Here is a 23,862-nt window from a genome sequence, read left to right as displayed (position 1 = left end):
CTTCAGACGGTGACGCTCAGGCCCTCCAGCCCCCGGATCACGAAGTTCGGCTTCCGCCGGGGCTCCGCCGCCAGAGCCAGGGTCGGGGCCTTCTCCAGCAGCGCCGTCATGGAGGCCGCCAGCTCGATCCGGGCCAGGGGCGCGCCGATGCAGTAGTGGATGCCCGCGCTGAAGGAGATGTGCGGATTGTCCTGACGGGTCAGGTCGAGCCGCTCGGGGTCCCGGAAGACCTCCCCGTCATGGTTGGCCGACCCGAAGAGCAGCGCGATCTCCGCGCCTCTCGGGATCGTCGTCCCGGCGATCTCGATCTCGTCCAGCACCCACCGCTCGAAGAGCTGGAGCGGGGTGTCGTAGCGCATCAGCTCCTCCACGGCGGACGGCACCAGCGTGTGGTCGGCGCGCAGCGCCGCCAGCTGGTCCGGGTTGCGGAACAGCGCCTGCCAGCCGTTGACCGTGGCGTTCACCGTCGCCTCGTGGCCCGCGTTCAGCAGCAGCACGCAGGTCGAGATCATCTCCTGCTCGGTGAGCCGGTCGCCCTCGTCGTGCGCGGCGATCAGACCCGAGATCAGGTCCTCCCCGGGCTCCTTGCGCCGCGCGGCGATCAGCTCCCGCAGATACTCCGAGAACTCCACCGACGCCCGCACCGCCCGCGCCGCCACCTCCTCGGCGGGGTTCAGCTCGTACATCCCGCAGATGTCCGCGGACCAGGGCCGCAGCGGCGCCCGGTCCGACTCCGGGATCCCGAGCATCTCCGCGATGACGGCGACGGGCAGCGGCTCGGCGACGTCACTCAGCAGATCGCCTCCGCCCGCCGCCACCAGCCCGTCCACCAGCTCCCCGGCCAGCCGCCGCACATACGGCTTCAGCTGCTCCACCGTGCGCGGGGTGAACGCCTTCGACACCAGCCGCCGGATCCGGGTGTGGTCCGGGGGCTCCAGGTCGAGCATCCCGTGATCGTTGAGCGTGTGGAACGGCTCCTGCTCGGCCGGCGGCGCCGTACGCCCGAAGTCCTCGTGCGTGAACCGGTGCTGATACGTCCGCCCCAGCCGCCGCTCCCGCAACAGCGCCGAGACATCCGCATGCCGGGGAACGAGCCACTGGTCGGTCGGCTCGTAGTAGATCACCCGCCCCCGAGCCCGAAGCTCGGCGTACGCCGGGTACGGGTCCGACACGAACGCGGGATCCCAAGGATCGAAGGAGAGGTCGTCAGCTACTGCCATGAACGGACGCTAGCCCGTGGCCCGGGGTGCTGACCAGGGGGGACCCGCGCGGCTGCTCTCGCTCCGTATGGGAGTACGTACGGCCGTACCACGTCGTCGTCTGCTTCCCAGGACGGTTCGGAGGCGTCCGGGAGCTTGCCGTGGAGCGTCCCGAGCCGGTGGATCCGCCGGATGACCACTCCACCTGAGGCGGGGCTCAGAGGGTCGGGAAGAGCAGCACGAAGAACAGCCACAGCAGTACGGCCCAGAAGGCCGCCGCCGCGAGCGACACCAACAGGGAGCTGCGCCACTTCAGCACCAGGAACGGGAAGAGCGCCAGAACCGCCCAGTGACCGGCCACATCGATCGTCATGCCGGCAGCCTCGGTGAGGGTTCCCGCGCGCCCTGTGGCGATGCGCCGCAGCAGCCGCTGGGAGACGAATCCGTACAGGCCGAAGACGATCGGGAAGAACCACACCGGTGTGATCGTGACCAGCTCGGACTCCGAGAACTCGTCGAACATCACCAGATAGACGAGCGCGGCACCCATGAGACCGCCGACCAGCGCGATCACATAGAGGGCGGTCAGAGCAACCGGATCCGCCGCACCGGCCGGCACGGGGACGGGCGAGGCGTACGGAACGTCGGGCGGCGGGACCCGGACCACCTGGTGGCAGTGCGGGCAGCGGACGTCCTGACCGGCACGGTCTGCCGAAGCTGATATCAAGTGCCCGCACGAGGCGTGGAATTCCATCTGCTGAACCGGGTTCATGCCCTGCTCCTCCCTGTTCCGAGCCGGCGCCGCCCGACACTGACGGCACGTCGGCGGCCCGAATCGGATCCGATCAGAGACAAGGACGTGGCTGGAGAGCAGCCGGTTTCCGCCTTTCCGTCTTTCCGTCTTTCCGCCGACGGGACACGCCGTAGGTCGGCCTGGCCGCGCTCGGACTGGCAGTCGGGCGGCCGGACGTCGGGCGGCCGGACGTCGGTATCAGCCCGGGGTCACCAGTCGTGCCTCGTAGGCGAATACCGCTGCCTGGGTGCGGTCTCGGAGGCCCAGTTTCACCAGGATCCGGCTCACATGGGTCTTGATGGTCGACTCCGCCACCACCAGCCGCTCGGCTATCTCCGCGTTCGACAGGCCGTGGGCGATCAGGACCAGTACCTCCGTCTCCCGTTCGGTCAGGTCGCCGTAGGACGCCTGGGCGGCCGTGCGGGACAGGCTCGGGGTGTCCGTGAGCTTGGAGAACTCCGTGATCAGGCGCTTTGTGACGGAGGGCGCCAACAGGGCCTCGCCCGCCGCCACCACGCGTACCCCGTCAGCCAGTTGTCGGGCCGAGGCGTCCTTCAGCAGGAAGCCCGAGGCTCCCGCGCGCAGCGCCTGGTAGACGTATTCGTCCAGGTCGAACGTGGTGAGCACCAGCACCTTCGCCGTGCCGTCCGCCGCCACGATCTCCCTGGTGGCCTCGATGCCGTTCAGCTCCGGCATGCGGATGTCCATCAGGACGACATCGGGAGCCAGTTCGCGGACCCGGTCCACCGCCTCCCGGCCGTTGACCGCCTCGCCCACGACCTCGATGTCCGGCATCGCGTTCAGCAGGACCGAGAAGCCCTCACGCACCATCATCTGGTCGTCGGCGATCAGTACCTTGATCGTCATGCCCCACCCTCATCGGCAGCACGGACGGGAGCGGACGGGCTCGTCGAGGGCTCGGCGGCCATCGGGACCGGCAGGAACACCGTCACCTCGTAGCCTCCCTCCCGCGTCGGTTCCGCCGTCATCTCGCCGTTCAGCATCGTGACCCGCTCCCGCATTCCGGTGATGCCGTGGCCGGCGCCGGGTGAGGGCTTGATCAGGGTCGGGTTGGGCGGGGCGCCGTTGACTATGCGCAGGCCCAGGCCGCCGAGGACGTACCCGACCTCCACTCGCGCGCTCGCCCCGGGCGCATGGCGGAGCGTGTTGCTCAGCGCCTCCTGGACTATTCGGTAGGCCGACAGCTCCACGCCCTGCGGCAGTTCGCGCACCGCGCCGGTGACCCCCTTCTCCACGTCCAGGCCGGCCTCCCGCACGTTGGCGAGCAACCCGTCCAGCTCGGCGAGCGTGGGCTGCGGGGCGTCCGGGACCTCGTAGTCCTCGGCGCGGACCACGCCCAGGACCCGGCGCAGCTCCGTGAGAGCCGCCACCGCGTTCTCCCGGATGGTCGCGAAGGCCTTCTCCAGCTCCGGCGGCGGGTTCTCCACCCGGTAGGGGGCGGCCTCCGCCTGGATGGCGACCACCGACATATGGTGCGCGACCACGTCGTGCAGCTCGCGGGCGATCGTGGTGCGCTCCTCCAGCAGGGTGCGTCGGGACCGCTCGTGCGCCGTCACCGTCTCCTGGGCCGTCACCTTCTCCTCGGCCTGCCGGCGGATGTGCCAGACCGTGATGGTGAGGAGGATGATCGCGGAGAAGACGAGCATGGGCGCGGTGTTCGTGGCGTAGTGGCCCCACCCGAAGGCCGTCTCGGCGACGAAGCCGTAGGCCGCCGTCATCAGCCACATCCACGCCGCCGTGCGGGGACGGGTGCGTATCGCCACGACCGTCAGGACCATCAGGTGGGAGGCGAAACTGCCGGGGAGCCAGGGCCAGTCGTCGTAGCTCGAGCCGAGCAGGGCCACCGCCGTGGTCGAGGCGAGCGACAGCCAGAACGCGCCGATCGGCCGCACCAGCGTCATCAGCACCGGCACCAGGGCCAGCAGGCCGAGCACGGCGCCCAGACTCCCTCCGCCGTTGTCGGCCGAGGCGATCAGCAGCGCCAGGACGCCGCCCGCCCCGACCACCGCGTGTCGGTACCAGGTCGCGTACTCCCGCCTGCGGCCCTTCAGCCGGCCCAGGACGGCGCCGGTGGGCTCCTTGCGGGGCAGCGGGCGGTAGGCGAAGGCATCGTGGATCAGGTCCTGTCGCAGGCCTCGCAGGGCTTCCACGGCCGCCCGGAACTCCGGGCTGCGCGGCCGATAGGCCTCGAAGGAGTCGTCCGGGTCATCCGGGTGCGCGGTGTGCGTCTGCGTCGTCTCGGTCACGTTCAAAACGGTAGGCGTAGCCGGGGGTCGCGGTCGTCACCAGTGAGAGGGGTTCCTGTGCGTCCCTCTCAAGTACTACGGGTTCGACGGGGGACCGCCGGAGCGATGCCGCCCGGTACCCCGGCCCTCGGTACCGCGGCCCTCGGTACCCCGACGCTCAGTACCCGGCCGGTCTCACCAGCCCCGACTCGTACGCGAACACCGCCGCCTGGGTGCGGTCCCGCAGGCCCAGTTTCACCAGGATGCGGCCCACATGCGTCTTCACGGTCTGCTCGGCGACGAAGAGGTGGCTCGCGATCTCCGTGTTGGACAGGCCCTGGGCGATGAGGGTGAGCACCTCCGTCTCGCGTTCCGTGAGGTCGCCGACCCGTTCCTTCAGCGGAGCCCTGGGCTTGCCGTCGAGACGGGAGAACTCGGCGATGAGCTTGCGGGTGATGCCGGGGGCGAGCAGGGCGTCCCCGGCCGCCACCACCCGGACCGCCTCGGCCAGCTGGTCCGCGGAGGCGTCCTTCAGCAGGAACCCGGACGCGCCGGCCCGCAGCGCCTCGTACACGTACTCGTCGAGGTCGAAGGTGGTGAGCACCAGCACCTTGATGTGGGGGTGGTCGAGGGTGATGCGCTGCGTGGCGTCGATGCCGCCGAGCTCGGGCATGCGGATGTCCATCAGGACGACGTCCGGGGTGAGTTCGGCGACCTTCGCGATCGCGTCCAGGCCGTCCACCGCATCCCCGATCACCTCTATGCCGGGGTGGGCGTTGAGGAGCACGGTGAAGCCCTGCCGGACCATCTGCTGGTCGTCGGCGATCAGTACGCGGATGGTGCCGCCGGTCGTCATCGGTTTCCTTCGCGTGTCGGGGACGGACGGTTCGGGTCGTCAGGGTCGTCGGGGTCGTCGGGGTCGTCGGGGTCGTCGGGGTCGTCGGGGTCGTCGGGGAAGAGGAGTTCCAGGCCCTCCGGCGTTCCGGGAGCGTCGGAGTCGTCGGAGTCGTCGGGAGGCGGGGTCGTGCCGTCCCTCGGCAGGAACGCAGTGACCGCGAAGCCGCCGTGCAGGGTCGGGTACGCGTTGACGTGGCCGCCCAGCATCGCCGCCCGCTCCCGCATGCCGAGCAGTCCGTGTCCCGCTCCCGGGGAGGGCCGTACGGGCACGCTCGGGCGGGAGTTGATGACCTCCAGGTGCAGGCCCCGAGGGTGATGGGTGACCTCGACGCGCACCCGGGAACCCGGCGCGTGGCGCAGGGCGTTGCTCAGCGCCTCCTGGACTATCCGGTACGCCGACAGCTGCACGCCCGGCGGATACACGGGCGCCTCGCCCTCGATGGCGGCGACCACGTCCAGTCCCGCGGCGCGGGTGTTCTCCATCAGGGCGTCGAGTCGGTCGAGCGTGGGCTGCGGGGCGTCCGGGGCGGTTCCGGCGCCGGCCGCGCCGAGGCCGTAGGGGTCGTCGGGGTTCTCCGAGCGCAGCACACCGAGCACCCGGCGCAGTTCGGCGAGCGCCTCCAGGGCGTTCTGCCGGATGCCGGCGAGGTTCTCCTTGAGTTCCTCGGACGGGTTCTCCACCAGGTGCGGGGCGACCTGCGCCTGGATGGAGATCACCGACATGTGGTGGGCGACCACGTCGTGCAGCTCGCGGGCGATCCGGTTGCGCTCCTCCAGCAGGGTGCGGCGGGCGCGTTCCTCCGCGGTGATCGTCTCCTGTTCGACGAGCTGGGTGCGGGCCTCGCCGAGGCCGCGGAAGGCGGTGCCCACGAGGACGGCGACCCCGCAGACGGCGACGGCCGTGACGCCCGTCGAGTTGTACGTCGCCCCGCCGATGACGCCCTGGACCAACCAGGTCACCAGGCCGGTGGCCGTCAGAGCCGCGACGGACACACTGCTGCGGACGCGGAGCGCCAGGATCAGGAACACGACGGCGTGCGCCACGATCTGGGGGGCGCTCCAGGGCCAGTCCGGTCCCGGGAGCGGGTGACCGCGCAGGGCCGGGCGGGCGGACATCGCGGCGACGACGGTGACGGCCAGCGACAGCGCCCACGCGGGGAGCGGACGCCACAGGGCGAGCACGACTGCCACGCCCTGCGTGAGTCCGGTCAGCGCGGACAGTTCCGCGCCCGGGTGGTAGTCCCGGCTCATCTGGTCGGTGCCGGCCAGCCCCGTCCCGAGAGCGATCAGACACACCACCACGTACGCCGGGAACCGCAGCCAGCGGTAAGCGCGCCCACGCGGCGAGGTCCGGGAACGGGGCGCACCGCGGGCGATCCGGAACCGGCGACGGCGGACGGGAGGCGGCGGTGCGAGGGTGGCACGGTCGGGTGGGGTGATGCTCTCCTCGCCGGTCACGGGCTCAACCCTAGGCACTGCGGGCCGCCTTCGTCTCCGGCCGGCCGGAACGGCGGTGGACGCGGATCACCCGCGACCCCCGGCCGTCGGCACGGCGTGCCCCTCGTTCCTGCCCCCGCTCGTAGGAGTGGAACGCCGCCCAGCACACCCCCAGCACCAGTGCGAAGACCGGCAGCCACAGCAGCCTGACCGCCACCCAGTCCAGCCCGTCGGGGACGGTGTGCAGGCCGGGCAGCCGGCCGGCGAGGAGGCCCGTCGCGGTGGTCGCCATCATCGCCGTCTGGTGCCAGAGGAACAGGGTCATCGCGGAGAGGTTGACCAGCGCCACTCCCGCCCAGAGCACAGGGCGGGTCATGGCCCGGCGCAGTCGGTCGCGCAGCAGCAGGGCCAGTCCGCACTGGGCGAGTCCGAAGGTGATGGCGGCCAGGGTCGGCGGGTTCAGGTTGGACACCGCCGCGCCGGGCACGCCCACCATCGACGCCGGGTAGCCGGCGAAGCCGACCAGCAGGGCCGTCATCGCCGCGCCGCCGACCAGCAGCGTCCAGCCCGCCCGGGGGCGCTCCAGCTCGCCGCGGGTCCAGGCCGCGCCCAAGGTGTACGGCACCAGCCAGCCGGCCGCCAGGTTCACCCAGCCGAGCCGGTCGGGGCCGCCAAGGCCGAAGCGCACCACGTCCACGTGCAGGACGACGGCCAATGGCCACAGCGGGTTGAGCCGGGCCAGCAGCGGGGTGGCCGCCGTCAACGCGGCGAAGACCAGCAGGAACCACAGCGGTGACAGCGCCAGCTTGACCACGGTGTGCAGGGTGACGAAGGACGCGCCGCCGAGCAGCAGCCCCAGCGCGACTGCCGTCCACACCGTCAGGACGGCCATGACCGGCTTGAACAGCCGGGCCAGGCGCGCCCGTAGCCAGGCCCGGTAGGTCCCGCCCCGCGCGCGGGTCGAGGCGAGGCTCCGGGTCGCCACATGGCCGCCCACCATGAAGAACACGGCGAGCGTCTGGAACATCCAGGAGACCGGCGCCAGCCAGGGCATCGGACCGAGCGGGCTCGCGGCGCGCAGGGTGCCGCCGTCGGCGACCAGGGCGGTCACCAGCCAGTGGCCCAGCACCACGCCGAGGATCGCGAAGGCGCGCAGGGCGTCGACGGCGCGGTCGCGCTGCGGGGGCGTCGCGGCGTCGATGCGGGCCGCCGCCCGCCGGGTCCCGGGCAGTCGGCGTACCTGATGTGTCTCACGCATCGGTGACCTCCGAGGTCTCGCCGAGGACGATCCGGGCGATGTTGGCCAGCGCGGCCGAGCCCGGCCGGAAGTAGTCGCTGTGGCCGCCGGCGCCCGCCGCGAAGACATGGGCGCCGAACGACGCGGACATCGGGTCGGCGCCGAGGCCGACCGTCGTGCCGAACAGGTCGACGCTGACGTGCGGGACGTCCGCCACCCAGTCGTCGGCGCCCCGGGCCGCCCAGACCCGCGCGCGGGTGCGCAGGCCTGCCACCGTGTCCACGCCCGTGCCGGGGCTGCCCAGCAGCACGAGGTCGGACACGTCCAGGCCAGGGGCCGCCCGGCCGCACACGACCGTGCCGTACGAGTGGCAGAGGAGGGAGACGTGGGTGTCCGGGCCGGTGAGGGTGCGCAGCCCGCGCAGGAACTCCCGCAGCTCCGGGGCCGCTTCGTCGGCGCGGGCCGGCGTGATCACCGTCGCGCTGACCGTGCCCGGTGTGGTGTAGCCGAGCCACGCGACGACGGCCGTGCGCGCACCCGACGTCCGGCCCGTGCCCGCCTCCTGGCCCGTGCCCGACTCCCGGCCCGGACCTGACGCCCGGCCCATGCCCGACTCCCGGCCCGTGCCCGACTCCCCCGGTGCGCCCGACTCCCCCTCAAGTCGCTCGTACAGCGCGGCCGCTCCCGCTCTGAAGCGGGCGTACGTGTCCAGTGAGGTGTCGGAGCCCGGTATCAGGATCGCGACGCGGTCGGCGTGGGCGAGGTCCCCGAACACCTCGGTCGCACGCCCTTGGCCACGCCCGTCGAAGGCGAGCAGGGTGCGGGACGGGGACGCGAACCCCTCGTCGGCGGCGGCGCGGTGGCGGTCGCCGTGGGCGGCGGCCATCCGGGCGGCCAGTGCGGCGTTGGCCCGGTTGGCGGCGTACGCCTTCTCCAGCGTCGCAGCCGTGACCGGGGCGAGGTCGGCGGGAGCCGGGGCCGGGATCTGCGGACTGGCCGCGGCAGCCGTGAGAGGGCCGACGACTGCGGCGGTGATGAGGACGGCCAGCAGAGCGCGGAACCAGCGCCGCGCCCGAGGCGTTCCCCCTTCGCTGCGCCACCGTCCGCCAAAGCGCAGCGCCCGGAGCGTTCCCCTTTCGGTACCCCACCGCCCGCGAAAGCGCAGCGCCCGCGGCGTTACCCCTTCGCCACCCCACCGCCCGCGAAAACGACGCTCCGCCATCCCGCCACTCCCCCGCCCGTTCGCCCGGCCATCGGGCGTTTCTGGCTTGGAAGTTACGGATCGGCGCTCGTCGTTCGCGTCCCACCTGGGAGCTCTTCTGCGACGTAGCTCTCAGGTACTACGGGTACGACAGGTCCGCACACCTACGGGAGGCACGGGCCCCCAGCAGGGGGCTACCCAAGGACCGGCATCACCACGCCAGTTGCGCGATCTCCTCGGCCACCACCGCGCACGCGTCCGCAGCCGGGTCGATCAGCGGGAAGTGGCCGACGTCCTCCAGGAGGGTCAGGCCCACCACCTCGCCCGCCTTGGCCGCCGCGTCCGCGTACGCCTCGGCGACGGCCTGCGGGACGACCAGGTCGCTGCGGCCCTGGACCAGCGTCGTCGCGATGCCGGTCGGCAGCAGGAGCGCGGGGTCGGCGTACGGCCGACGCTCGTCGAACTGCGCTTCCCCGCCCAGGAGTTGACGGGATGCCCCGCCGCACACGTCCAGCTTCTCGGCGACCGCGAAGTCGGCGATCGGGGCGAGCGCGACGACGCCCCGCAGCGGGACGGGACCGCCGGTGCGCCAGGGCGCGTCGGCGGGCAGTACATGCCGGGCCGCCGCCCACAGGGCCAGGTGGCCGCCGGCCGAGTGGCCGACGAGCACCATGCGGCGCGCGTCGGCCTGCGGCACGGCCTCCCGGACGAGGGCGGGAAGCGCGTCGAGGGCCGCGGCCACATCGTCGAAGGTGTCGGGCCAGCGGCCCGCGATCGGGGATGTCCCCTCCGGGGCCGGGCTCTCGGCGCCGCGCCGGTACTCCACGTTGGCCACGGCGAACCCCCGCCCCGCCAGGTACTCCGCGAACGGCGTGACGTGCCGCCGGTCGTACGGCGCCCGCCAGGCCCCGCCGTGCAGCACGACCACGAGCGGGACGGGACCGCCCGGACCCACCTCCACTCGCGGAACATAGAAGTCGATCACCTGGTCGGGGTGGTCTCCGTACGCCGCGGTGACGTCGGGGTCGACGGGCGGATGCCCGAAGGCCGACTCCTCCTCGGCGACGGCCCGGGCTGCGACAACGTCGTCCGGCATGCTCCAACCTCTCAGCGGTGATGGGGTACCTCCCAGGCTTTCGGCACTGGGGGAGGATTTGGCGGACCAGGAGAGAATCAGGCCGTTGGCCGGGACGGTATCAGGCCCGTGACGTGCGCGGACACGCGGATATCACGCTCGGTGAGGGGAAAAACGGTTCTGCCGGGTAACTACCGGGCGAACCCGGCAGTCCCGCACCTGCCTGCGACAGCCTTGCGACCGCCCTGCGACGGCCCTGCGAGAATCCGGCACCACACCCTGAACCAGGCCCGCACCGGGCCCCGAACCAGGCCCGGTGCCAGACCCGCACCAGGCCCTACGCCAGTACTTCCGCCAGCACCTCCGCCAGTACCCGGGCCGCCCGCTCCACCTCCGCGAACCCGACGTACAGCGGGGTGAAGCCGAAGCGCAGGACGTCCGGGTGGCGGAAGTCGCCGACGATCCCGCGCTCGATCAGCCGCTTCATGACGTCGCCGGCGTCCGCGCAGCGCAGCGCCACCTGGCTGCCGCGCTCCTCGTGACGCACCGGAGTCAGCGACTCGACCCGTCCCTCGGGGACGTACGCGCCCACGCACTCCAGGAAGAAGTCCGTAAGGGCCAACGACTTCGCCCGGACCGCCTCGACCGGGACGCCGTCCCAGACCTCGAGCGCCGCCTCCAGGGCGAGCATCGACAGGATGTCCGGGGTGCCGACCCGACCGCGCAGCGCGCCCCGCGCCGGCTCGTACACCTCCCGCATGCCGAAGGGCTCGGCGTGCGAGTTCCAGCCGGGCAGCGGGGAGTCGAAGCGGTCCTGCAGCCCCTTGCGCACATACAGATACGCCGGTGAGCCCGGGCCGCCGTTCAGGTACTTGTAGGTGCAGCCGACCGCGAGGTCGACGCCGTGCTCGTCGAGGCCCACCGGCAGGGCGCCCGCGCTGTGGCACAGGTCCCAGACGGCGACCGCGCCCGCCGCGTGCACGGCGGCGGTGAGCGACGGCAGGTCGTGCAGCCGCCCGGTGCGGTAGTCGACGTGGTTGAGCAGCACGGCGGCCGTCCGTTCCGACAGCGCGGCCGGCACCTCGCCGGGCGCCACCGGGCGCAGCGTGCGGCCGGTCAGCCGGGCTGCGGACCCGGCGATGTAGCCGTCCGTGGGGAAGGTCGTCGCGTCGACGAGGATCTCGTCCCGGCCGCCGCCGCCGTCGCCGCCCTCCGCGATCCGCACCGCGCCCACGAGGGCCTTGAAGACGTTGACGCTGGTCGAGTCGCCGACCACGATCTGGCCGGCCGCCGCGCCCACCAGCGGGGCGATCCGGTCGCCGATCCGCTCGGGGGCGGTCCACCAGCCGCTCTCGTCCCAGGAGCGGATGCGCAGCTCGCCCCACTGGCGGCGGACGACGTCCGCCACCCGGTCGGGCACGGCGGCGGGCAGCGCGCCCAGCGAGTTGCCGTCGAGGTAGACGCCGTCGTCGAGCACGAACCGGGCCCGCAGGCCGGCCAGTTCGTCGGCGGCGTCCAGCTCCTTCGCGGCGGTGGCCTTGTCTGTGAGGCCGAGGTCAGACATGGGACCTCGCCGTCCACAGCTCGGGGAACACGTTCTTCTGCGCGCGCTTCTCCAGCCAGGCCACCCCGGCCGAGCCGCCCGTGCCCGCCTTGGCGCCCATCGCGCGGCGGGTGGCCACGAGGTGGTCGTTGCGCCAGCGCCACACCAGTTCGGCGACGTCCGTCAACGCCTCGCCGAGGCGCGCGATGTCGTCGGAGGCGTCCGCCGAGTACACGGCCGTCCACACCGACTCGACGTCCGCCGAGGGCTCGTAGCGCTGCGAGACGTCACGTTCCAGGACGGCGGCGGGGATCGGATGGCCGCGGCGGGCCAGCAGCCCCAGCACCTCGTCGTACAGGCTCGGCTCGTGCAGCGCCTTCTCCAGCTCCGCGTGGACGCGGGGCGCGCCGCGGTGCGGGACCAGCATGGACGCGGACTTCTCGCCGAGCAGGAACTCCATGCGCCGGTACATCGCCGACTGGAAGCCGGAGCCCTCGCCGAGCGCGGAGCGGTAGGAGTTGAACTGGCCCGGGGTCAGCTGCCCGAGCGGCTTCCAGGAGGCGTTGAGCGCCTCCAGTTCGCGGACGGAACGCTTCAGCGCGTCGATCGCCACCGGGACCCGGTCCTCGCGCAGGGCCTGCGCGGCGGTCTCCCATTCGTGCACGATGACGGTGAACCACAGCTCCATGACCTGGGTCGTGACCAGGAAGACCATCTCTCCGGGGTCGTCGGAGAGGGTGTGCTGGAGGTGGGTGAGCACGTCTGCCTTGACGTAGTCCTCGTAGGGCGTCGTGCCGGCGAAGTCGAGATGCGGAGTCTCGGGCTCCGAAGCCTCGTGAGGCTGAGCCTGCTGGGACATCGCTGTCTCCTGTTATGTACTCCGGGTAGCGGTCCGCCCCTGCCGTTACCGACACGGGGGCCCCGGTCCCCACTGGCATCCTGCGCAATCGGACACCGAAAACGCAAGGCCCGTCCGGTCACACCAGGACCGGACGGGCCATCCGCACCACCCCTAGGGGGTCAGCCCAGGGTCTGGGCGGCCGTGGGCGAGGAGTCCTTCAGGAACTGCGTGCAGCGCTCGTACTCCGCCTGCTCGCCGATCGCCTGCGCGGCGCGGGCGAGGCCGTGCAGGGCGCGCAGGAAGCCGCGGTTCGGCTCGTGCTCCCAGGGCACCGGGCCGTGGCCCTTCCAGCCGCCCCGGCGCAGGCTGTCCAGGCCGCGGTGGTAGCCCGTACGGGCGTAGGCGTACGACTCCACCACACTGCCCCGCTCGAACGCGTCGTCGGCGAGCTGGGCCCAGGCCAGGGAGGACGTCGGGTACTTCGCGGCGACGTCGGCGGGCGCGGTGCCGCTCGCCAGGAGCTCGCGCGGCTCGGGGTCGTCGGGGAGGTGGGTCGGGGGCGGGCCCCCGAGAAGGTTTTCGTGAATGGACATGGGTCCAGTCTGCGCCACCGCCCGCCCCCCGTTCCACGCGCGCCGGCCGACCGCCGGCAGCCCGGCGCACCCCACCCCGTCGCCCGCCGTTCCACGCGCGCTAGCCGAGGCGCTTGTGCGCCTGTTCGCCCTCCAGCGGGGGCGCCAGCACACTCCCGTGCCTCAGACACTCCGGGTGGGTGCAGTCCGGCGCCGGACGACGGACCGTCGCGAAAGCCACCACGGCACCGACCGCCAGCAGCCCGGCGCACCACCCCATCGCCTGCTGGAACGCGTCGTTGAAGGCGGTCGCCGAGCGGTACGCCTCCGGGCCCATGCCGGTGAGCAGGGGGAGCGCGGCCACCGCGACCAGGCCGGCCGCGCGCGCCGCCGCGTTGTTGATGCCGCTGGCCAGCCCGGCCCGGCCGACGTCCACCGAGGCCAGGACGGTCGCGGTCAGCGGGGCGACCAGGGTGACCAGGCCGAAGCCGAGGACCAGCACGGCGGGCAGCACGTCGGCGAAGTAGGAGGCGTCGGGACCGACCCGCAGCATCAGCAGCATGCCGACGGCGCACAGCAGCGGTCCGACGGTCAGCGGGATGCGCGGGCCGATGTGCTCCGCGAGCTCGCCCGAGCGGGCCGACAGCAGCAGCATGAGGACGGTCGTCGGCAGCAGCGCCGTGCCGGCGGCCAGCGCCGACCAGCCGGACACCACCTGGAGCTGGAGCGCCGCGAGGAAGAAGAACCCGCCGAGGGCCGCGTACACGCACAGCGTGACCAGGTTGACGGCCGTGAACTGGCGGGAGGCGAAGATGTCCGGCGGCATCATGGGGTCCGGCCGCCGCCGCTCCACCATCACGAAGGCCACCCCGGCGACGATTCCCGCGACGGCCGCAGGCGCCACCAGGACGGACCCTCCCGGGGCCTCGATCAGCGCGTAGGTGACGAGCGCGAGCGCCAGCGCGCCCAGCGCCGCGCCCAGGACGTCGAAGCGGCCGTGCTTCAGCTTGTCCCGCGACTCCGGGACGTGCCGCAGCGCCACCGGCACGCACACCGCCGCCAGCGGCACGTTCAGCAGGAACACCCACCGCCAGCCCGGCCCGTCCACCAGCCAGCCGCCGAGGAAGGGGCCGACCGCGGCTCCGATGCCGCCGAAACCCGACCACAGGCCGACGGCCCGGGACCGGTCGTCGGGGTGGAAGGAGGCCTGGATCAGCGCCAGCGAGCCGGGGGTCAGCAGAGCGCCCCCGATGCCCTGGAGGGCGCGGGCCGCGATCAGCACCCCGGCGTTCGGCGCGAGCCCGCACAGCAGGGAGGCGGTGGCGAACCACACCACGCCGATCACGAAGACCTTGCGGCGCCCGTAGCGGTCGCCGAGGGAGCCGCCCAGCAGGATCAGACCGGCCAGCGTCAGCATGTACGCGTTGACCGTCCACTGGAGCACGGCGAGGTCCGCGTCCAGGTCACGGCCGATGCGCGGCAGCGCCACGTTGACGACGGTCGAGTCGAGCAGAACCATGCTGGAGCCGAGCACGGTGGTGAGCAGGATCCATCTGCCCTGGGCCGAGGCCATCCGGATGTCCGCCATGTCCCCAGGTATACAGCGAGCCCGGCGCCGTCGACAGACGGACGCCGGGCTCTCCGCACAGCGACTACGGCACGGCTACGGCACGGCTATGGCACGGCCAAAGGGCTACTTGATCTTCTGGCCCGCCGAGCGCAGGTGCTGGGTGGCCTCGACGACGCGCGCGGCCATGCCCGCCTCGGCCAGCTTGCCCCAGGTCCGCGGGTCGTAGGTCTTCTTGGAGCCGACCTCGCCGTCGACCTTCAGGACGCCGTCGTAGTTCTTGAACATGTGGTCGGCGACGGGACGCGTGAACGCGTACTGGGTGTCCGTGTCGAGGTTCATCTTGACGACGCCGTTGTCCAGCGCGGTCGCGATCTCCTCGGCCGTGGAGCCGGAGCCGCCGTGGAAGACGAAGTCGAACGGCTGCGAGCCGGCCGGCTTGCCGTACTTGGCGGCGATGCCCTCGTTGAGCTCCTTGAGCAGGTCGGGGCGCAGGACGACGTTGCCCGGCTTGTAGACGCCGTGGACGTTGCCGAAGGACGCGGCCAGCAGGTAGCGGCCCTTCTCGCCGAGGCCGAGCGCCTCGACCGTGCGGATCGCGTCGTCGACCGTGGTGTAGAGGGAGTCGTTGATCTCGTGCGAGACGCCGTCCTCCTCGCCGCCGGTCGGGGTGATCTCCACCTCGAGGATGATCTTCGCGGCGACCGCGCGGGCGAGCAGCTCCTGCCCGATCGCGAGGTTGTCGGCGAGGGTCTCGGCGGAGCCGTCCCACATGTGCGACTGGAACAGCGGGTTGCGGCCGGCCTTCACGCGCTCCTCGGAGACCGCGAGCAGCGGACGCACATACCCGTCGAGCTTGTCCTTCGGGCAGTGGTCGGTGTGCAGGGCGACGGTCACCGGGTACTTCTCGGCGACGATGTGCGCGAACTCGGCGAGGGCCACGGAGCCCGTCACCATGTCCTTGCTGTACTGGCCGCCCAGGAACTCGGCGCCACCCGTGGAGATCTGGACGATGCCGTCGCTCTCCGCCTCGGCGAAGCCGCGCAGAGCCGCGTGCAGGGTCTGGGTCGAGGTGACGTTGATGGCCGGGTAGGCGAACTTGCCTGCCTTCGCCCGGTCGAGCATCTCGTTGTAGACCTCGGGGGTTGCGATGGGCATCTGTCCGCTCCTTGTGTATCTGCGGGTTGGCGATCTGGCGCGTGCTACGGCCCTGACCTAGACCTTGGGGTGCGACGTCATCGTCGTCCCCATCTTTCCAGACATGCGCCGTTACTCCACGCGCTGCCCAAGTCCAGGTCAAAGCGGCCGGTCAGTCCAGTCCCAGTTCATCCTTCGAGAAGGCGAACAGGTAGGGCACCCCCGCGCCCTCGGAGATCTTCTGGTCGGCGCCGGTGGCCCGGTCCACGATGGTCGCCACGGCCACCACCTCGGCGCCCGCCTCGCGCACCGCCTCCACGGCGGCCAGCGGCGAGCCGCCGGTGGTGGAGGTGTCCTCGACGACCAGCACGCGCCGGCCGGCGATCTCCGGACCCTCGACCCGGCGCTGCAGCCCGTGCGCCTTCGCCGCCTTCCGCACGACGAAGGCGTCCAGCCTGCGCCCGCGCGCGGCGGCCGCGTGCAGCATGCTCGCGGCGACCGGGTCGGCGCCCATGGTCAGCCCGCCGACGGCGTCGAACTCCAGGCCGTCGGTCAGGTCGAGCAGCACCTGCCCGACCAGCGGAGCGGCCTCCCCGTCGAGGGTGACGCGGCGGAGGTCGACGTAGTAGTCCGCCTCCAGACCCGACGACAGGGTCACCTTGCCGTGCACCACGGCCTTGTCCTTGATCTGCTGCAGCAGCGCGCCGCGTACATCCACGTCCGTCATGCCCCTCAGCTTAGAGGCGGGTCCAGGACCAGGTGGTGGTGGCCTCCAGCGGCTCCAGCATCGTGACCAGGCGCGGGAGGGTGTTCAGACCGTCGGGCGGGCCGGTCTGCGGCTCCACGCACACGGCCGCCTCCTGCTCGTCGTAGACGACGACCCACTCCTCGGGGCTGGTCACCTTCAGCGCGAGCTGCCCGGGCCAGGTGAGGGTGACGTCGACGCCGCCGGGCATGCCGAAGCAGTCGTCCCAGGGGCCGGGCTTCGGCCCGATGCGGTTGCCGGTCGGCAGATGGTCGTCGCCGCGCTCCTCCTGCCAGGCGGGGTCGAAGGCGACCCGCACGTCCTGGCCGTCCTGGCCGCCCAGGTTGCGGTTGAACCAGGGGTGCCAGCCGAGCTGCGCCGGGAAGGACGAGTCCCAGGTCTCGACGGCCAGCTGGATCGTCAGCGTGTCCTCGGTCAGCGCGATCTCCTGGGTGACGCGGCCGGCGTAGGGCCAGGGCTCCACCAGTTCGTACGTCAGCACGACGCCGTCCGCCGTGCGCCGCGCGACCTTCCAGGCGCCGTCGCGGGCGGTGCCGTGGATGGCGTTCGGCGCGGCGTTGAGCGGCATCTGGTGGACGGCCCCGCCGTCCCGGAACCGGCCGTCGCGGATCCGCCCGCACCAGGGGACCATCGGGAAACAGCCGAACCGCTCGCCCTGGCGCAGCAGTTCGAGGCCGCCGACGCGCAGCCCACCCACCCGGCCGCCGTTGCCCGGCTGCACGGTCACCTCCGCGTCACCCGCGGTCAGCGTGATGTCTTCGTCACTCACGGGACGACCCTACTGGGGCGATCGGGGCGAGGCCGCCACCAGCTGCGTGCGGGGCCGGCCTAGCCGCGTCGGCGCAGTGCCCTGCCCACCACGATCGCCGACGCCACGACCAGCGCGGCCGCCGGAGCCGCCCAGCGCAGCGCGCTGTTGGGGACGACGGTCTGCGGGGCGGGGACCGGTGCGTAGCGTCCGCGCGGCGGGGCGTGGTCCACCTCCTCCGCGCTGCGCCCGATCATCGTGCGGCGCGCGTGCGCGGCCTCGGCGGGCGGCTCCGAGGGGCCGGTGAGGTCCTCGAACACGGTCTCGGGGACGGCGGGCACATCGACGCCGTCGACCTCGTCGGCGTCATCGGCGCCGTCGACGTCATCGACCGCGTCCTCCTCGGACTGGGATGCGGACTCGGATGCGGACTCGGGCTCCTCGGCCGCCGCTCCCGTTCCCAGGTTGTCCGCGAAGCGGTTCAGCAGCCGGGCGATCGCCGAGCCGACCGCCTCGGGCGGCAGCTCCGCGACCCGGCCGTCCGCCGTCGCCGTCCCCTCGAAGCCGAGGGTCGTGCCGGCGTCGGCCTCGCGCAGCCGCAGGGTGAGGGCCAGTTTCACCGAGCCGCTGCCGCGGGCCTCGGTCGCGTCACCCGTCACGGCGTACGTGCCGTCCTCGCGCGGCGAGACGCGTACCGCGCCCCGGTAGGTGATGGTGTGGCCGCCGATGCGCACCTTCAGCCGCCCGGCGACGGGCTCGGTGCCGACGTCCTGCTGGAGCCCGGGGACCGCCCGGGCCACCTGCGCGGGGTCGGCGAGGGCCGCCCTCAGCCGCTCGGCCGGAACCGGAACGAACACCTCTTGCTCCATGAGTGCGGAGCCTACCCAGCGAGTACGGGAAAGCACCTGCCGAAACCGGGATTCGGGTCCCCCGGCCGCCGCCCGGTGGTACGGGTCGTCACCGCGTCATCCAGGCGTCATCACGGCGTCGGTACCGCCTCGAACCGCCTCGGTACCGCCTCAGTACCGCGGATGCACCAGGGTGGAGGGCCGGACTCCGGTCACCCGGGTCTCCTCCGCCGCTCGGGCGTCCGCCGCCAGGGCCGCCTGGGTCAGGGTGTGCAGCGGGTGTGCACGGCGGTCGAGGCTCAGGAGGGGGCGGGTGTCGGCGGTGGCCAGGACGAAGCCCCAGTCGCGGGGCGCCCGGGCGGCGTCGGCGGTGCGGTCGGGGCCCGCGGTGAAGCCGGTCTCGCGGCCGCCCACGCGGTAGGGGGCGGTGTGCAGGCCCGCCGCGCGCATCGTCGCCTCGACCGTCCAGAACACGCGCGGCCGGGTCGCGACCGGGCCGGCGTGCACGACGAGGCGGCCGCGGGGGGCGAGGGCGCGCCGGGCGAGGCCGTAGAACTCCTCGGAGTAGAGCTTCGTGCTCGCCGTGATGCCCGGGTCCGGCAGGTCGGCGACGACCACGTCGTACGTCGCCGCACGCGCCCCGCGCAGCCAGTGGAAGGCGTCCTCCGTGGTGACGTGGACGCTTCGGTCGCCGTAGGCGTGCTCGTTCAGGCGGGACAGGGCCGGGTCGGTGCGGGCCAGCCGGACCAGGCCGGGGTCGAGTTCGACGATGTCGACGCGGCGGACGTCGGGGTGGGTGAGGACCTCGCGGGCGGCCAGGCCGTCGCCGCCGCCGAGGATCAGCACGCGCGTGTGCGGGCCGTTCATCGCGGGGTGGACGAGGGCCTCGTGATAGCGCCGTTCGTCGCGGCCGCCGACGCGGAGGCGGCCGTCGAGGTAGAGGTCGAGGGGGCGGCCGTCGCCGCCGCCGGTGAGGACGATCTCCTGTACGCCGGTCTTCACCGCCACCCGTACGTCGTCGCCGTACACCGCCTGGCGCGCCGCCCGTTCGAAGTCGTCGACGAGGACGGCGGCGGAGGCGAGGACGCCGAGGACGGTGACGTTGGCGACGAGCAGCAGGCAGCGGGCCCGGCAGGTGAGGTCGCGGCGGAAGAGGCCCAGCACCAGGGCGGCCCCGGCCACCACGTTGACCGCGCCGGTCAGCAGGGAGCTGGTGAGCTGGCCCAGGAACGGCAGCAGCAGGAAGGGGAAGGCGAGGCCGCCCACCAGTGCGCCCACGTAGTCCGCGGCGAAGAGGTCGGCCACCGCGCCGCCCGCGTCCTGGCGGCGGATGCGCTGGATGAGTTCCATGAGGAGGGGGACCTCGGCGCCGATGAGCAGGCCGATGGCGAGCGAGAACCCGACGAGCAGGACGCGGGAGCCGCCCGCCCACAGGCCGCCCCAGTCACCCGTCCAGGCGAACATCGCGTAGAGCGCCATGGCGCTGCAGCCGCCGACCAGGGCGAGGGTCGCCTCCAGGGCGCCGAAGCCGGCCGCGGCGAACCGGCGCAGCCGTTTGGCGGCGAGGGAGCCGATGCCCATCGCGAAGACCATGACGGACAGCACGACGGAGGCCTGGGTGACGGAGTCGCCCATCAAGTAGGAGGCGAGGGCGACGAGTTCCAGTTCGTAGACGAGACCGCAGGCCGCGCAGACGAACACGCACGCGAGGACCAGGAGCCGCCCGGTGTCCGGCCGGACGGGCAGCCGCGCGGGCCCGCGCCAGGGCGGCTGCCCGTCCGGCCGGACACCGGGCGGGGCTGGCGCGTGCGGTTCGATCACGACTGCGACGTTACGTCACGTCCCTCGCACGCTTCGTCACCCACACGTGTGGAACCTGAGCGTCAAACCCTTGACTCCGCGCCGGTTCGCGCGCGAACGCCGACCCGGGTTCTGGTCGCCACCAACTGGCCGTCCTGTGGGTAGGCGTGCCAGGTGCGCCAGTGCACCTGGCCCTCGTGGTGGTGGGCGAGGAGGGCGGTGAAGGCGTGCGGGCTGCCGGGGAAGACGCCGGCGAGGCCGTGCGGATGCTCGGAGACGAGGGCCAGGAGTTCCTGGGCGCGGCCCGCGAACTGGCCCGGCGAGAGCACCTCGACGCGCGCCGCGAACTCGTACTCCCAGTCGCCGACCCGCTTGGCGACGCCCAGCGGGAGGGGGGTGCTGCTGCCGGGGATGCAGGCCACCGTCTCCGAACAGCAGCCCTGCTCCTCCTCCAGCAGCACCTGGTGCGATGCGCCGAGCAGTCTCAACTGCAGTTTGGCACCGGACAGTTCGAGGTCGAGGGTGGCGAGGGCGGGCAGCGGTTCGCGCCCCAGTGCCCAGGCGAGATCGGCCGCGCGCGTATCGGTGTAGGAGGTGTTCAGGGTCGTGAGCATGGGTCGGCTCCGCGGAGACGCAAAGAAAAGAGGGTAGGTACGGCGCACCCCGGTCGACACCGGGGAAACGGCCCCGGTCAGCCCGGTCTGGGGAGGTCGTCCGCTCGGGACGTCCGAAGGGGTCCGAGGGGCTGCGTTGATGTTTTAGAGGGAATCATGAACTGTGGTGCCGCCACAGCGTTTTTACCCAACTTCGTGGGGTTTCCATCCCTCGGGGGGCTCCACAGCTCAACTGTTCAACCACGGCGTGCGCCGGGCGGGCCGGCACGCCCCCTTCGCGCCCGCCACGTGCACATGCCACGCGCATGGTGCGACCGCGGAGCCCGTGGTCGATCGGGCCCCGCGGTCCGGATACGGCTCCCCCCACGGGAGCTCAGCTGCCCCGTGTCAGCTGCCTCCGCCGCATCCGCCGCCTCCGCCGCAGGAAGACCCACCGCCGCAGGAGTGGCCTCCGCCGTGCCCGCCGCCGGAGTCGCCGGAGCCGCCGTCGCCCCCGCCGGCCCACCAGCTGCCGCCGTCGCTGCCGGTCGCGCCCGCACCGGCCCCGCCGGAGCTGCCGGAGCGGCCGCGCGAGCGGCCGCCGCGGTAGGAGCTCGTGGCGCTGTGCCTGCGGGCGTTCGTGAACAAGGCCGCCACGAGCAGGATTCCGATCACCGCCAGGATGATGCCGAAGACCATGGCGTCACCCTCCTTCCATGTCCCCCGAAGCGACCCCCCGTGGGCGCCTCGCGTGGTGCGTCGGCGCCCACGTGAACGGGGGATGCCCGCCCGTCTCGACTGCCAAAGCAGAGTTGAGGAAGTCCAGAGCTTCGGCGCAGGATGGCGGGCATGACCTCCACCGCACGCCCCTTCCTCAACCGCCGTCTCGCCGAGTTCGGGACGACGATCTTCGCCGAGATGTCCGCCCTCGCGCTGACGACCGGCTCGATCAACCTGGGCCAGGGCTTCCCCGACACGGACGGCCCCGAGGAGATCCGTGAGGCGGCCGTGCGGGCGCTGCGCGACGGCCGCGGCAATCAGTACCCGCCGGGCCCGGGCGTGCCCGAGCTGCGCACGGCGATCGCCGACCACCAGCGCCGCCGCTACGGCCTCTCCTTCGACCCGGACACGGAGGTCCTGGTCACCGCGGGCGCCACGGAGGCCATCGCGGCCACCCTGCTGGCCCTGCTGGAGCCCGGTGACGAGGTCGTCGCCCTGGAGCCCTACTACGACTCCTACGCGGCCTGCATCGCGATGGCGGGCGCCACGCGCGTGCCGGTCACCCTGCGCCCGGACCCCGAGCACGCCCGGTTCCGCCTCGACCTGGACGAGCTGCGCGACGCGGTCACCGACCGCACCCGGCTGCTGCTCGTCAACACCCCGCACAACCCGACCGGGACGGTCCTCACCCGGGCGGAGCTGACGGCGATCGCCGAGCTGGCGGTGGAGCGGGACCTGCTGGTCGTCACGGACGAGGTGTACGAGCACCTGGTCTTCGACGAGGCCGAGCACGTGCCGCTGGCGACGCTGCCCGGCATGCGGGAGCGCACGATCACGATCGGCTCGGCCGGCAAGACGTTCTCGTTCACCGGCTGGAAGGTCGGCTGGGTCACGGCGACGCCCGGTCTGGTCACGGCGGTGCGCTCGGCGAAGCAGTTTCTGACGTATGTGTCGTCCGGCCCGTTCCAGTACGCGGTCGCCGAGGCGCTCGCCCTGCCCGACAGCTACTTCGACGCCTTCCGCGCGGACATGCTGGCCAAGCGCGATCTGCTGGCCACGGGGCTCACGGAGGCCGGCTTCGCGGTCTTCCGGCCGGCCGGCACCTACTTCATCACCACCGACATCCGCCCCCTCGGCGAGAGCGACGGCTTCGCGTTCTGCCGCTCGCTGCCCGAGCGGGCGGGCGTGGTCGCCATCCCCAACGCCGTCTTCTACGACCACCGCGAGGCGGGCGCGCCGTTCGTGCGGTTCGCGTTCTGCAAGAAGGCGAGCGTGCTGGAGGAGGCGGCGACCCGGCTGAAGGCGCTGGCGAGCTGAGCCCCGGCGGCAGAAAGCGGGCGCCCGTCCACAGGCTGTGGACGGACGCCCGCTCTTTCGGCTCTCGGGCCGGGTCGTGCGACCTACTCGTCGCCGTCCTCCGGCTGCTCGTCGGACTTCGCCTCGGCGTCGTCGACGTCCTTCTCCAGGCCCAGCTGCTCCACCAGCCACTTGTCGAACTCGATGGCCGCCCGCACCCAGCTCACCGTCGAGGAGACGAACAGCTCGATGTTGACACCGGCGCCGATCAGCAGCTGCGCCTCGCCGATGAGGCGGACGGTGCCGTCGTCGTGGGTGTGGGTGTAGACCTTGGGCCACAGGGTGCGCCGGTTCCAGTCGTCGATCGACTCGAGGAGCTGCGCCTTGTCGTCGATCTGGTGGGGCCGGTCGTAGAACGTCCGCACCGAGTAGACCGACTGGTCACCCTCGCCGCGGAACATGAAGTACGTACGGAACTCCTCCCACGGCGCCGCGAGGTCACCCTCGTCGTCGACGACGTATTTCAGCTCCATCTGGTCGAGGAGCTGCTTCACGAGATCCTGATCCGGGACGACGGGGCCCGCCGGTCCACCCTGGGGCTGCGGCTCGGGCTGGCCCCCGAAGTTCGGAATCGAGGACGGGTCGATGCTCACCGTGTTTTTCCCTTCGTACGGATCCCGCCATCCTCCCCCATGCGGGGAGGGGGGTGGCAAGCCCGGCCGGGACCTGTCAGCCGTGAGCTGACATGATCCGGCCTGTTGCGCGAAGCTGCGGTGACAGGGGGAGGGGATTCACATGGCGAACGAGCGAAGCGGGGCCGGTGTGCCGCCGGAGCCGGAGCCGGGGCCCGAGCCGCGGGGGCGGACCAGGTGGGGCGTGGTGGCGGCGATCCTGGCCCTGCCGGTGCTGCTGGTGGTCGGCCTGGTGGTGCTGTTCGCCGTCTGGGTGCTGACCGACGACGAGGAGCTGGACGGGGCCCGGATCGAGAAGGTGCCCTGCGCCGAGGCGCTGGCGTTCGGCGGGGCGCAGCTGCCGGCCGGCGCCCAGGACGCCGAGTGCACGAGGGAGTCCTGGCTGGACACGAACTACCAGGCGGACTTCCGGATGCCGCGCGCGGGCGTCGACGCCTGGCTGACGGACGCCTATCCGGAGGCCCCCGAGCCGGGCGGCCCGGGGACCGAGGCCTGCGCGCACGGCACGGACTACTGCTTCCAGCTCGACGTCACCGAGCACCCCGGGGCGGACGCCTACTACGTCAACGTGAACGTGACGTACGTGAACGCCGAGACCGCGCGGGTGCGGTACTCGGCGTTCACGACGTGACGTGACGGGACGGGGCAGGGGCA

At 72.6% G+C, this 23,862-nt stretch carries 23 protein-coding genes; 2 read left to right on the top strand and 21 right to left on the bottom strand.

The genetic code is table 11. From position 1 onward, the window contains the following. Positions 1-2 precede the first annotated feature (2 nt). From ABZ725_RS11870 to ABZ725_RS11775, 20 genes are all read right to left on the bottom strand, one after another. Positions 3-1,220 carry a cytochrome P450 gene (locus ABZ725_RS11870; RefSeq protein ID WP_358802523.1) on the bottom strand — a complete coding sequence of 406 codons (1,218 nt, stop codon included), beginning with the start codon at positions 1,218-1,220 and terminating at the stop codon, positions 3-5. Between the two features lie 196 nt (positions 1,221-1,416). Further along, positions 1,417-1,971: a hypothetical protein gene (locus ABZ725_RS11865; RefSeq protein WP_358802522.1), complete on the bottom strand. Its 555-nt coding sequence runs from the start codon at positions 1,969-1,971 to the stop codon at positions 1,417-1,419. A gap of 219 nt (positions 1,972-2,190) precedes the next feature. Next, positions 2,191-2,859: a response regulator transcription factor gene (locus ABZ725_RS11860; RefSeq protein WP_358802521.1), complete on the bottom strand. Its 669-nt coding sequence runs from the start codon at positions 2,857-2,859 to the stop codon at positions 2,191-2,193. Next, positions 2,856-4,259, bottom strand: a complete 1,404-nt coding sequence (locus ABZ725_RS11855; RefSeq protein ID WP_358802520.1) for a histidine kinase — start codon at positions 4,257-4,259, stop codon at positions 2,856-2,858. The genes ABZ725_RS11860 and ABZ725_RS11855 overlap by 4 nt, the downstream gene beginning before the upstream one ends. Positions 4,260-4,416: 157 nt before the next feature. Beyond that, a complete protein-coding gene (locus ABZ725_RS11850) occupies positions 4,417-5,094 on the bottom strand; it encodes a response regulator transcription factor (RefSeq protein ID WP_358802519.1) in 678 nt (225 codons plus the stop codon). Then, positions 5,091-6,593: a sensor histidine kinase gene (locus tag ABZ725_RS11845; RefSeq protein WP_358802518.1), complete on the bottom strand. Its 1,503-nt coding sequence runs from the start codon at positions 6,591-6,593 to the stop codon at positions 5,091-5,093. The genes ABZ725_RS11850 and ABZ725_RS11845 overlap by 4 nt, the downstream gene beginning before the upstream one ends. 10 nt (positions 6,594-6,603) lie before the next feature. Beyond that, positions 6,604-7,830: an acyltransferase gene (locus ABZ725_RS11840; protein WP_358802517.1), complete on the bottom strand. Its 1,227-nt coding sequence runs from the start codon at positions 7,828-7,830 to the stop codon at positions 6,604-6,606. Beyond that, positions 7,823-9,031, bottom strand: a complete 1,209-nt coding sequence (locus ABZ725_RS11835; protein WP_358802516.1) for an alpha/beta hydrolase — start codon at positions 9,029-9,031, stop codon at positions 7,823-7,825. The genes ABZ725_RS11840 and ABZ725_RS11835 overlap by 8 nt, the downstream gene beginning before the upstream one ends. Before the next feature lie 190 nt (positions 9,032-9,221). Then, entirely contained in the window at positions 9,222-10,106 is an 885-nt protein-coding gene (locus tag ABZ725_RS11830) for an alpha/beta hydrolase (RefSeq protein ID WP_358802515.1), read from the bottom strand. Positions 10,107-10,422: 316 nt separating this feature from the next. Then, positions 10,423-11,649, bottom strand: a complete 1,227-nt coding sequence (kynU, locus tag ABZ725_RS11825; RefSeq protein WP_358802514.1) for a kynureninase — start codon at positions 11,647-11,649, stop codon at positions 10,423-10,425. Beyond that, positions 11,642-12,487, bottom strand: a complete 846-nt coding sequence (locus tag ABZ725_RS11820) for a tryptophan 2,3-dioxygenase family protein (RefSeq protein WP_351910247.1) — start codon at positions 12,485-12,487, stop codon at positions 11,642-11,644. The genes kynU and ABZ725_RS11820 overlap by 8 nt, the downstream gene beginning before the upstream one ends. Positions 12,488-12,648: 161 nt before the next feature. After that, positions 12,649-13,062, bottom strand: a complete 414-nt coding sequence (locus tag ABZ725_RS11815) for a DUF3151 domain-containing protein (protein ID WP_351910245.1) — start codon at positions 13,060-13,062, stop codon at positions 12,649-12,651. Between the two features lie 100 nt (positions 13,063-13,162). Beyond that, the gene (locus ABZ725_RS11810; RefSeq protein WP_358802513.1) at positions 13,163-14,629 is read right to left on the bottom strand and encodes an MFS transporter; all 1,467 of its coding nucleotides are present in this window, start codon (positions 14,627-14,629) and stop codon (positions 13,163-13,165) included. Positions 14,630-14,734: 105 nt separating this feature from the next. Beyond that, on the bottom strand, positions 14,735-15,766 hold the full coding sequence (gene fbaA, locus ABZ725_RS11805) for a class II fructose-bisphosphate aldolase (RefSeq protein ID WP_351910239.1): 1,032 nt from the start codon (positions 15,764-15,766) through the stop codon (positions 14,735-14,737). A 151-nt stretch (positions 15,767-15,917) separates the two neighbouring features. Then, positions 15,918-16,472 (bottom strand): orotate phosphoribosyltransferase, encoded by a 555-nt coding sequence (gene pyrE, locus ABZ725_RS11800; protein WP_358802512.1) that lies wholly within the window; start codon positions 16,470-16,472, stop codon positions 15,918-15,920. A gap of 10 nt (positions 16,473-16,482) precedes the next feature. Next, on the bottom strand, positions 16,483-17,280 hold the full coding sequence (locus ABZ725_RS11795; RefSeq protein WP_358802511.1) for an aldose 1-epimerase: 798 nt from the start codon (positions 17,278-17,280) through the stop codon (positions 16,483-16,485). Between the two features lie 59 nt (positions 17,281-17,339). Beyond that, on the bottom strand, positions 17,340-18,128 hold the full coding sequence (locus ABZ725_RS11790; protein WP_358802510.1) for an SRPBCC domain-containing protein: 789 nt from the start codon (positions 18,126-18,128) through the stop codon (positions 17,340-17,342). 150 nt (positions 18,129-18,278) lie between these two features. Further along, entirely contained in the window at positions 18,279-19,928 is a 1,650-nt protein-coding gene (locus tag ABZ725_RS11785; RefSeq protein WP_358802509.1) for a polyamine aminopropyltransferase, read from the bottom strand. Between the two features lie 62 nt (positions 19,929-19,990). Continuing rightward, positions 19,991-20,521: a DUF2617 family protein gene (locus ABZ725_RS11780; RefSeq protein ID WP_358802508.1), complete on the bottom strand. Its 531-nt coding sequence runs from the start codon at positions 20,519-20,521 to the stop codon at positions 19,991-19,993. A 387-nt stretch (positions 20,522-20,908) separates the two neighbouring features. Then, positions 20,909-21,199, bottom strand: a complete 291-nt coding sequence (locus ABZ725_RS11775; RefSeq protein WP_358802507.1) for a hypothetical protein — start codon at positions 21,197-21,199, stop codon at positions 20,909-20,911. Positions 21,200-21,340: 141 nt separating this feature from the next. Between ABZ725_RS11775 and ABZ725_RS11770 the strand changes: the two genes are divergently transcribed. Further along, the gene (locus ABZ725_RS11770; RefSeq protein ID WP_358802506.1) at positions 21,341-22,537 is read left to right on the top strand and encodes a pyridoxal phosphate-dependent aminotransferase; all 1,197 of its coding nucleotides are present in this window, start codon (positions 21,341-21,343) and stop codon (positions 22,535-22,537) included. 83 nt (positions 22,538-22,620) lie between these two features. Here the strand turns inward: ABZ725_RS11770 and ABZ725_RS11765 are convergent, their stop codons facing one another. After that, a complete protein-coding gene (locus tag ABZ725_RS11765; protein WP_351919058.1) occupies positions 22,621-23,169 on the bottom strand; it encodes a YbjN domain-containing protein in 549 nt (182 codons plus the stop codon). A 142-nt stretch (positions 23,170-23,311) separates the two neighbouring features. On the opposite strand from ABZ725_RS11765, the gene ABZ725_RS11760 reads away from it, so the two are divergent. Beyond that, positions 23,312-23,839, top strand: coding sequence for a hypothetical protein (locus tag ABZ725_RS11760; protein ID WP_358802505.1), 528 nt, complete (start codon positions 23,312-23,314; stop codon positions 23,837-23,839). Positions 23,840-23,862 lie beyond the last annotated feature (23 nt).

Source organism: Streptomyces sp. NPDC006872 (genome assembly GCF_040635845.1).
GTDB lineage: Bacteria > Actinomycetota > Actinomycetes > Streptomycetales > Streptomycetaceae > Streptomyces.
Note: the sequence above shows the minus strand (reverse complement) of the source record. Positions and strands in the feature narration are given on the sequence as shown.

Excerpts from the sequence above, each read along its gene's own strand:
- ABZ725_RS11770 (WP_358802506.1), top strand. The coding sequence starts at position 21,341 with ATGGCGGGCATGACCTCCACCGCACGCCCCTTCCTCAACCGCCGTCTC.
- ABZ725_RS11815 (WP_351910245.1), bottom strand. The coding sequence starts at position 13,062 with ATGTCCATTCACGAAAACCTTCTCGGGGGCCCGCCCCCGACCCACCTC.
- ABZ725_RS11775 (WP_358802507.1), bottom strand. The coding sequence starts at position 21,199 with ATGGTCTTCGGCATCATCCTGGCGGTGATCGGAATCCTGCTCGTGGCG.
- ABZ725_RS11790 (WP_358802510.1), bottom strand. The coding sequence starts at position 18,128 with ATGGAGCAAGAGGTGTTCGTTCCGGTTCCGGCCGAGCGGCTGAGGGCG.
- ABZ725_RS11840 (WP_358802517.1), bottom strand. The coding sequence starts at position 7,830 with ATGCGTGAGACACATCAGGTACGCCGACTGCCCGGGACCCGGCGGGCG.
- ABZ725_RS11820 (WP_351910247.1), bottom strand. The coding sequence starts at position 12,487 with ATGTCCCAGCAGGCTCAGCCTCACGAGGCTTCGGAGCCCGAGACTCCG.
- ABZ725_RS11865 (WP_358802522.1), bottom strand. The coding sequence starts at position 1,971 with ATGAACCCGGTTCAGCAGATGGAATTCCACGCCTCGTGCGGGCACTTG.
- ABZ725_RS11810 (WP_358802513.1), bottom strand. The coding sequence starts at position 14,629 with ATGGCGGACATCCGGATGGCCTCGGCCCAGGGCAGATGGATCCTGCTC.
- pyrE (WP_358802512.1), bottom strand. The coding sequence starts at position 16,472 with ATGACGGACGTGGATGTACGCGGCGCGCTGCTGCAGCAGATCAAGGAC.
- fbaA (WP_351910239.1), bottom strand. The coding sequence starts at position 15,766 with ATGCCCATCGCAACCCCCGAGGTCTACAACGAGATGCTCGACCGGGCG.
- ABZ725_RS11835 (WP_358802516.1), bottom strand. The coding sequence starts at position 9,031 with ATGGCGGAGCGTCGTTTTCGCGGGCGGTGGGGTGGCGAAGGGGTAACG.
- ABZ725_RS11830 (WP_358802515.1), bottom strand. The coding sequence starts at position 10,106 with ATGCCGGACGACGTTGTCGCAGCCCGGGCCGTCGCCGAGGAGGAGTCG.
- ABZ725_RS11780 (WP_358802508.1), bottom strand. The coding sequence starts at position 20,521 with ATGCTCACGACCCTGAACACCTCCTACACCGATACGCGCGCGGCCGAT.
- ABZ725_RS11860 (WP_358802521.1), bottom strand. The coding sequence starts at position 2,859 with ATGACGATCAAGGTACTGATCGCCGACGACCAGATGATGGTGCGTGAG.
- ABZ725_RS11760 (WP_358802505.1), top strand. The coding sequence starts at position 23,312 with ATGGCGAACGAGCGAAGCGGGGCCGGTGTGCCGCCGGAGCCGGAGCCG.
- kynU (WP_358802514.1), bottom strand. The coding sequence starts at position 11,649 with ATGTCTGACCTCGGCCTCACAGACAAGGCCACCGCCGCGAAGGAGCTG.
- ABZ725_RS11850 (WP_358802519.1), bottom strand. The coding sequence starts at position 5,094 with ATGACGACCGGCGGCACCATCCGCGTACTGATCGCCGACGACCAGCAG.
- ABZ725_RS11870 (WP_358802523.1), bottom strand. The coding sequence starts at position 1,220 with ATGGCAGTAGCTGACGACCTCTCCTTCGATCCTTGGGATCCCGCGTTC.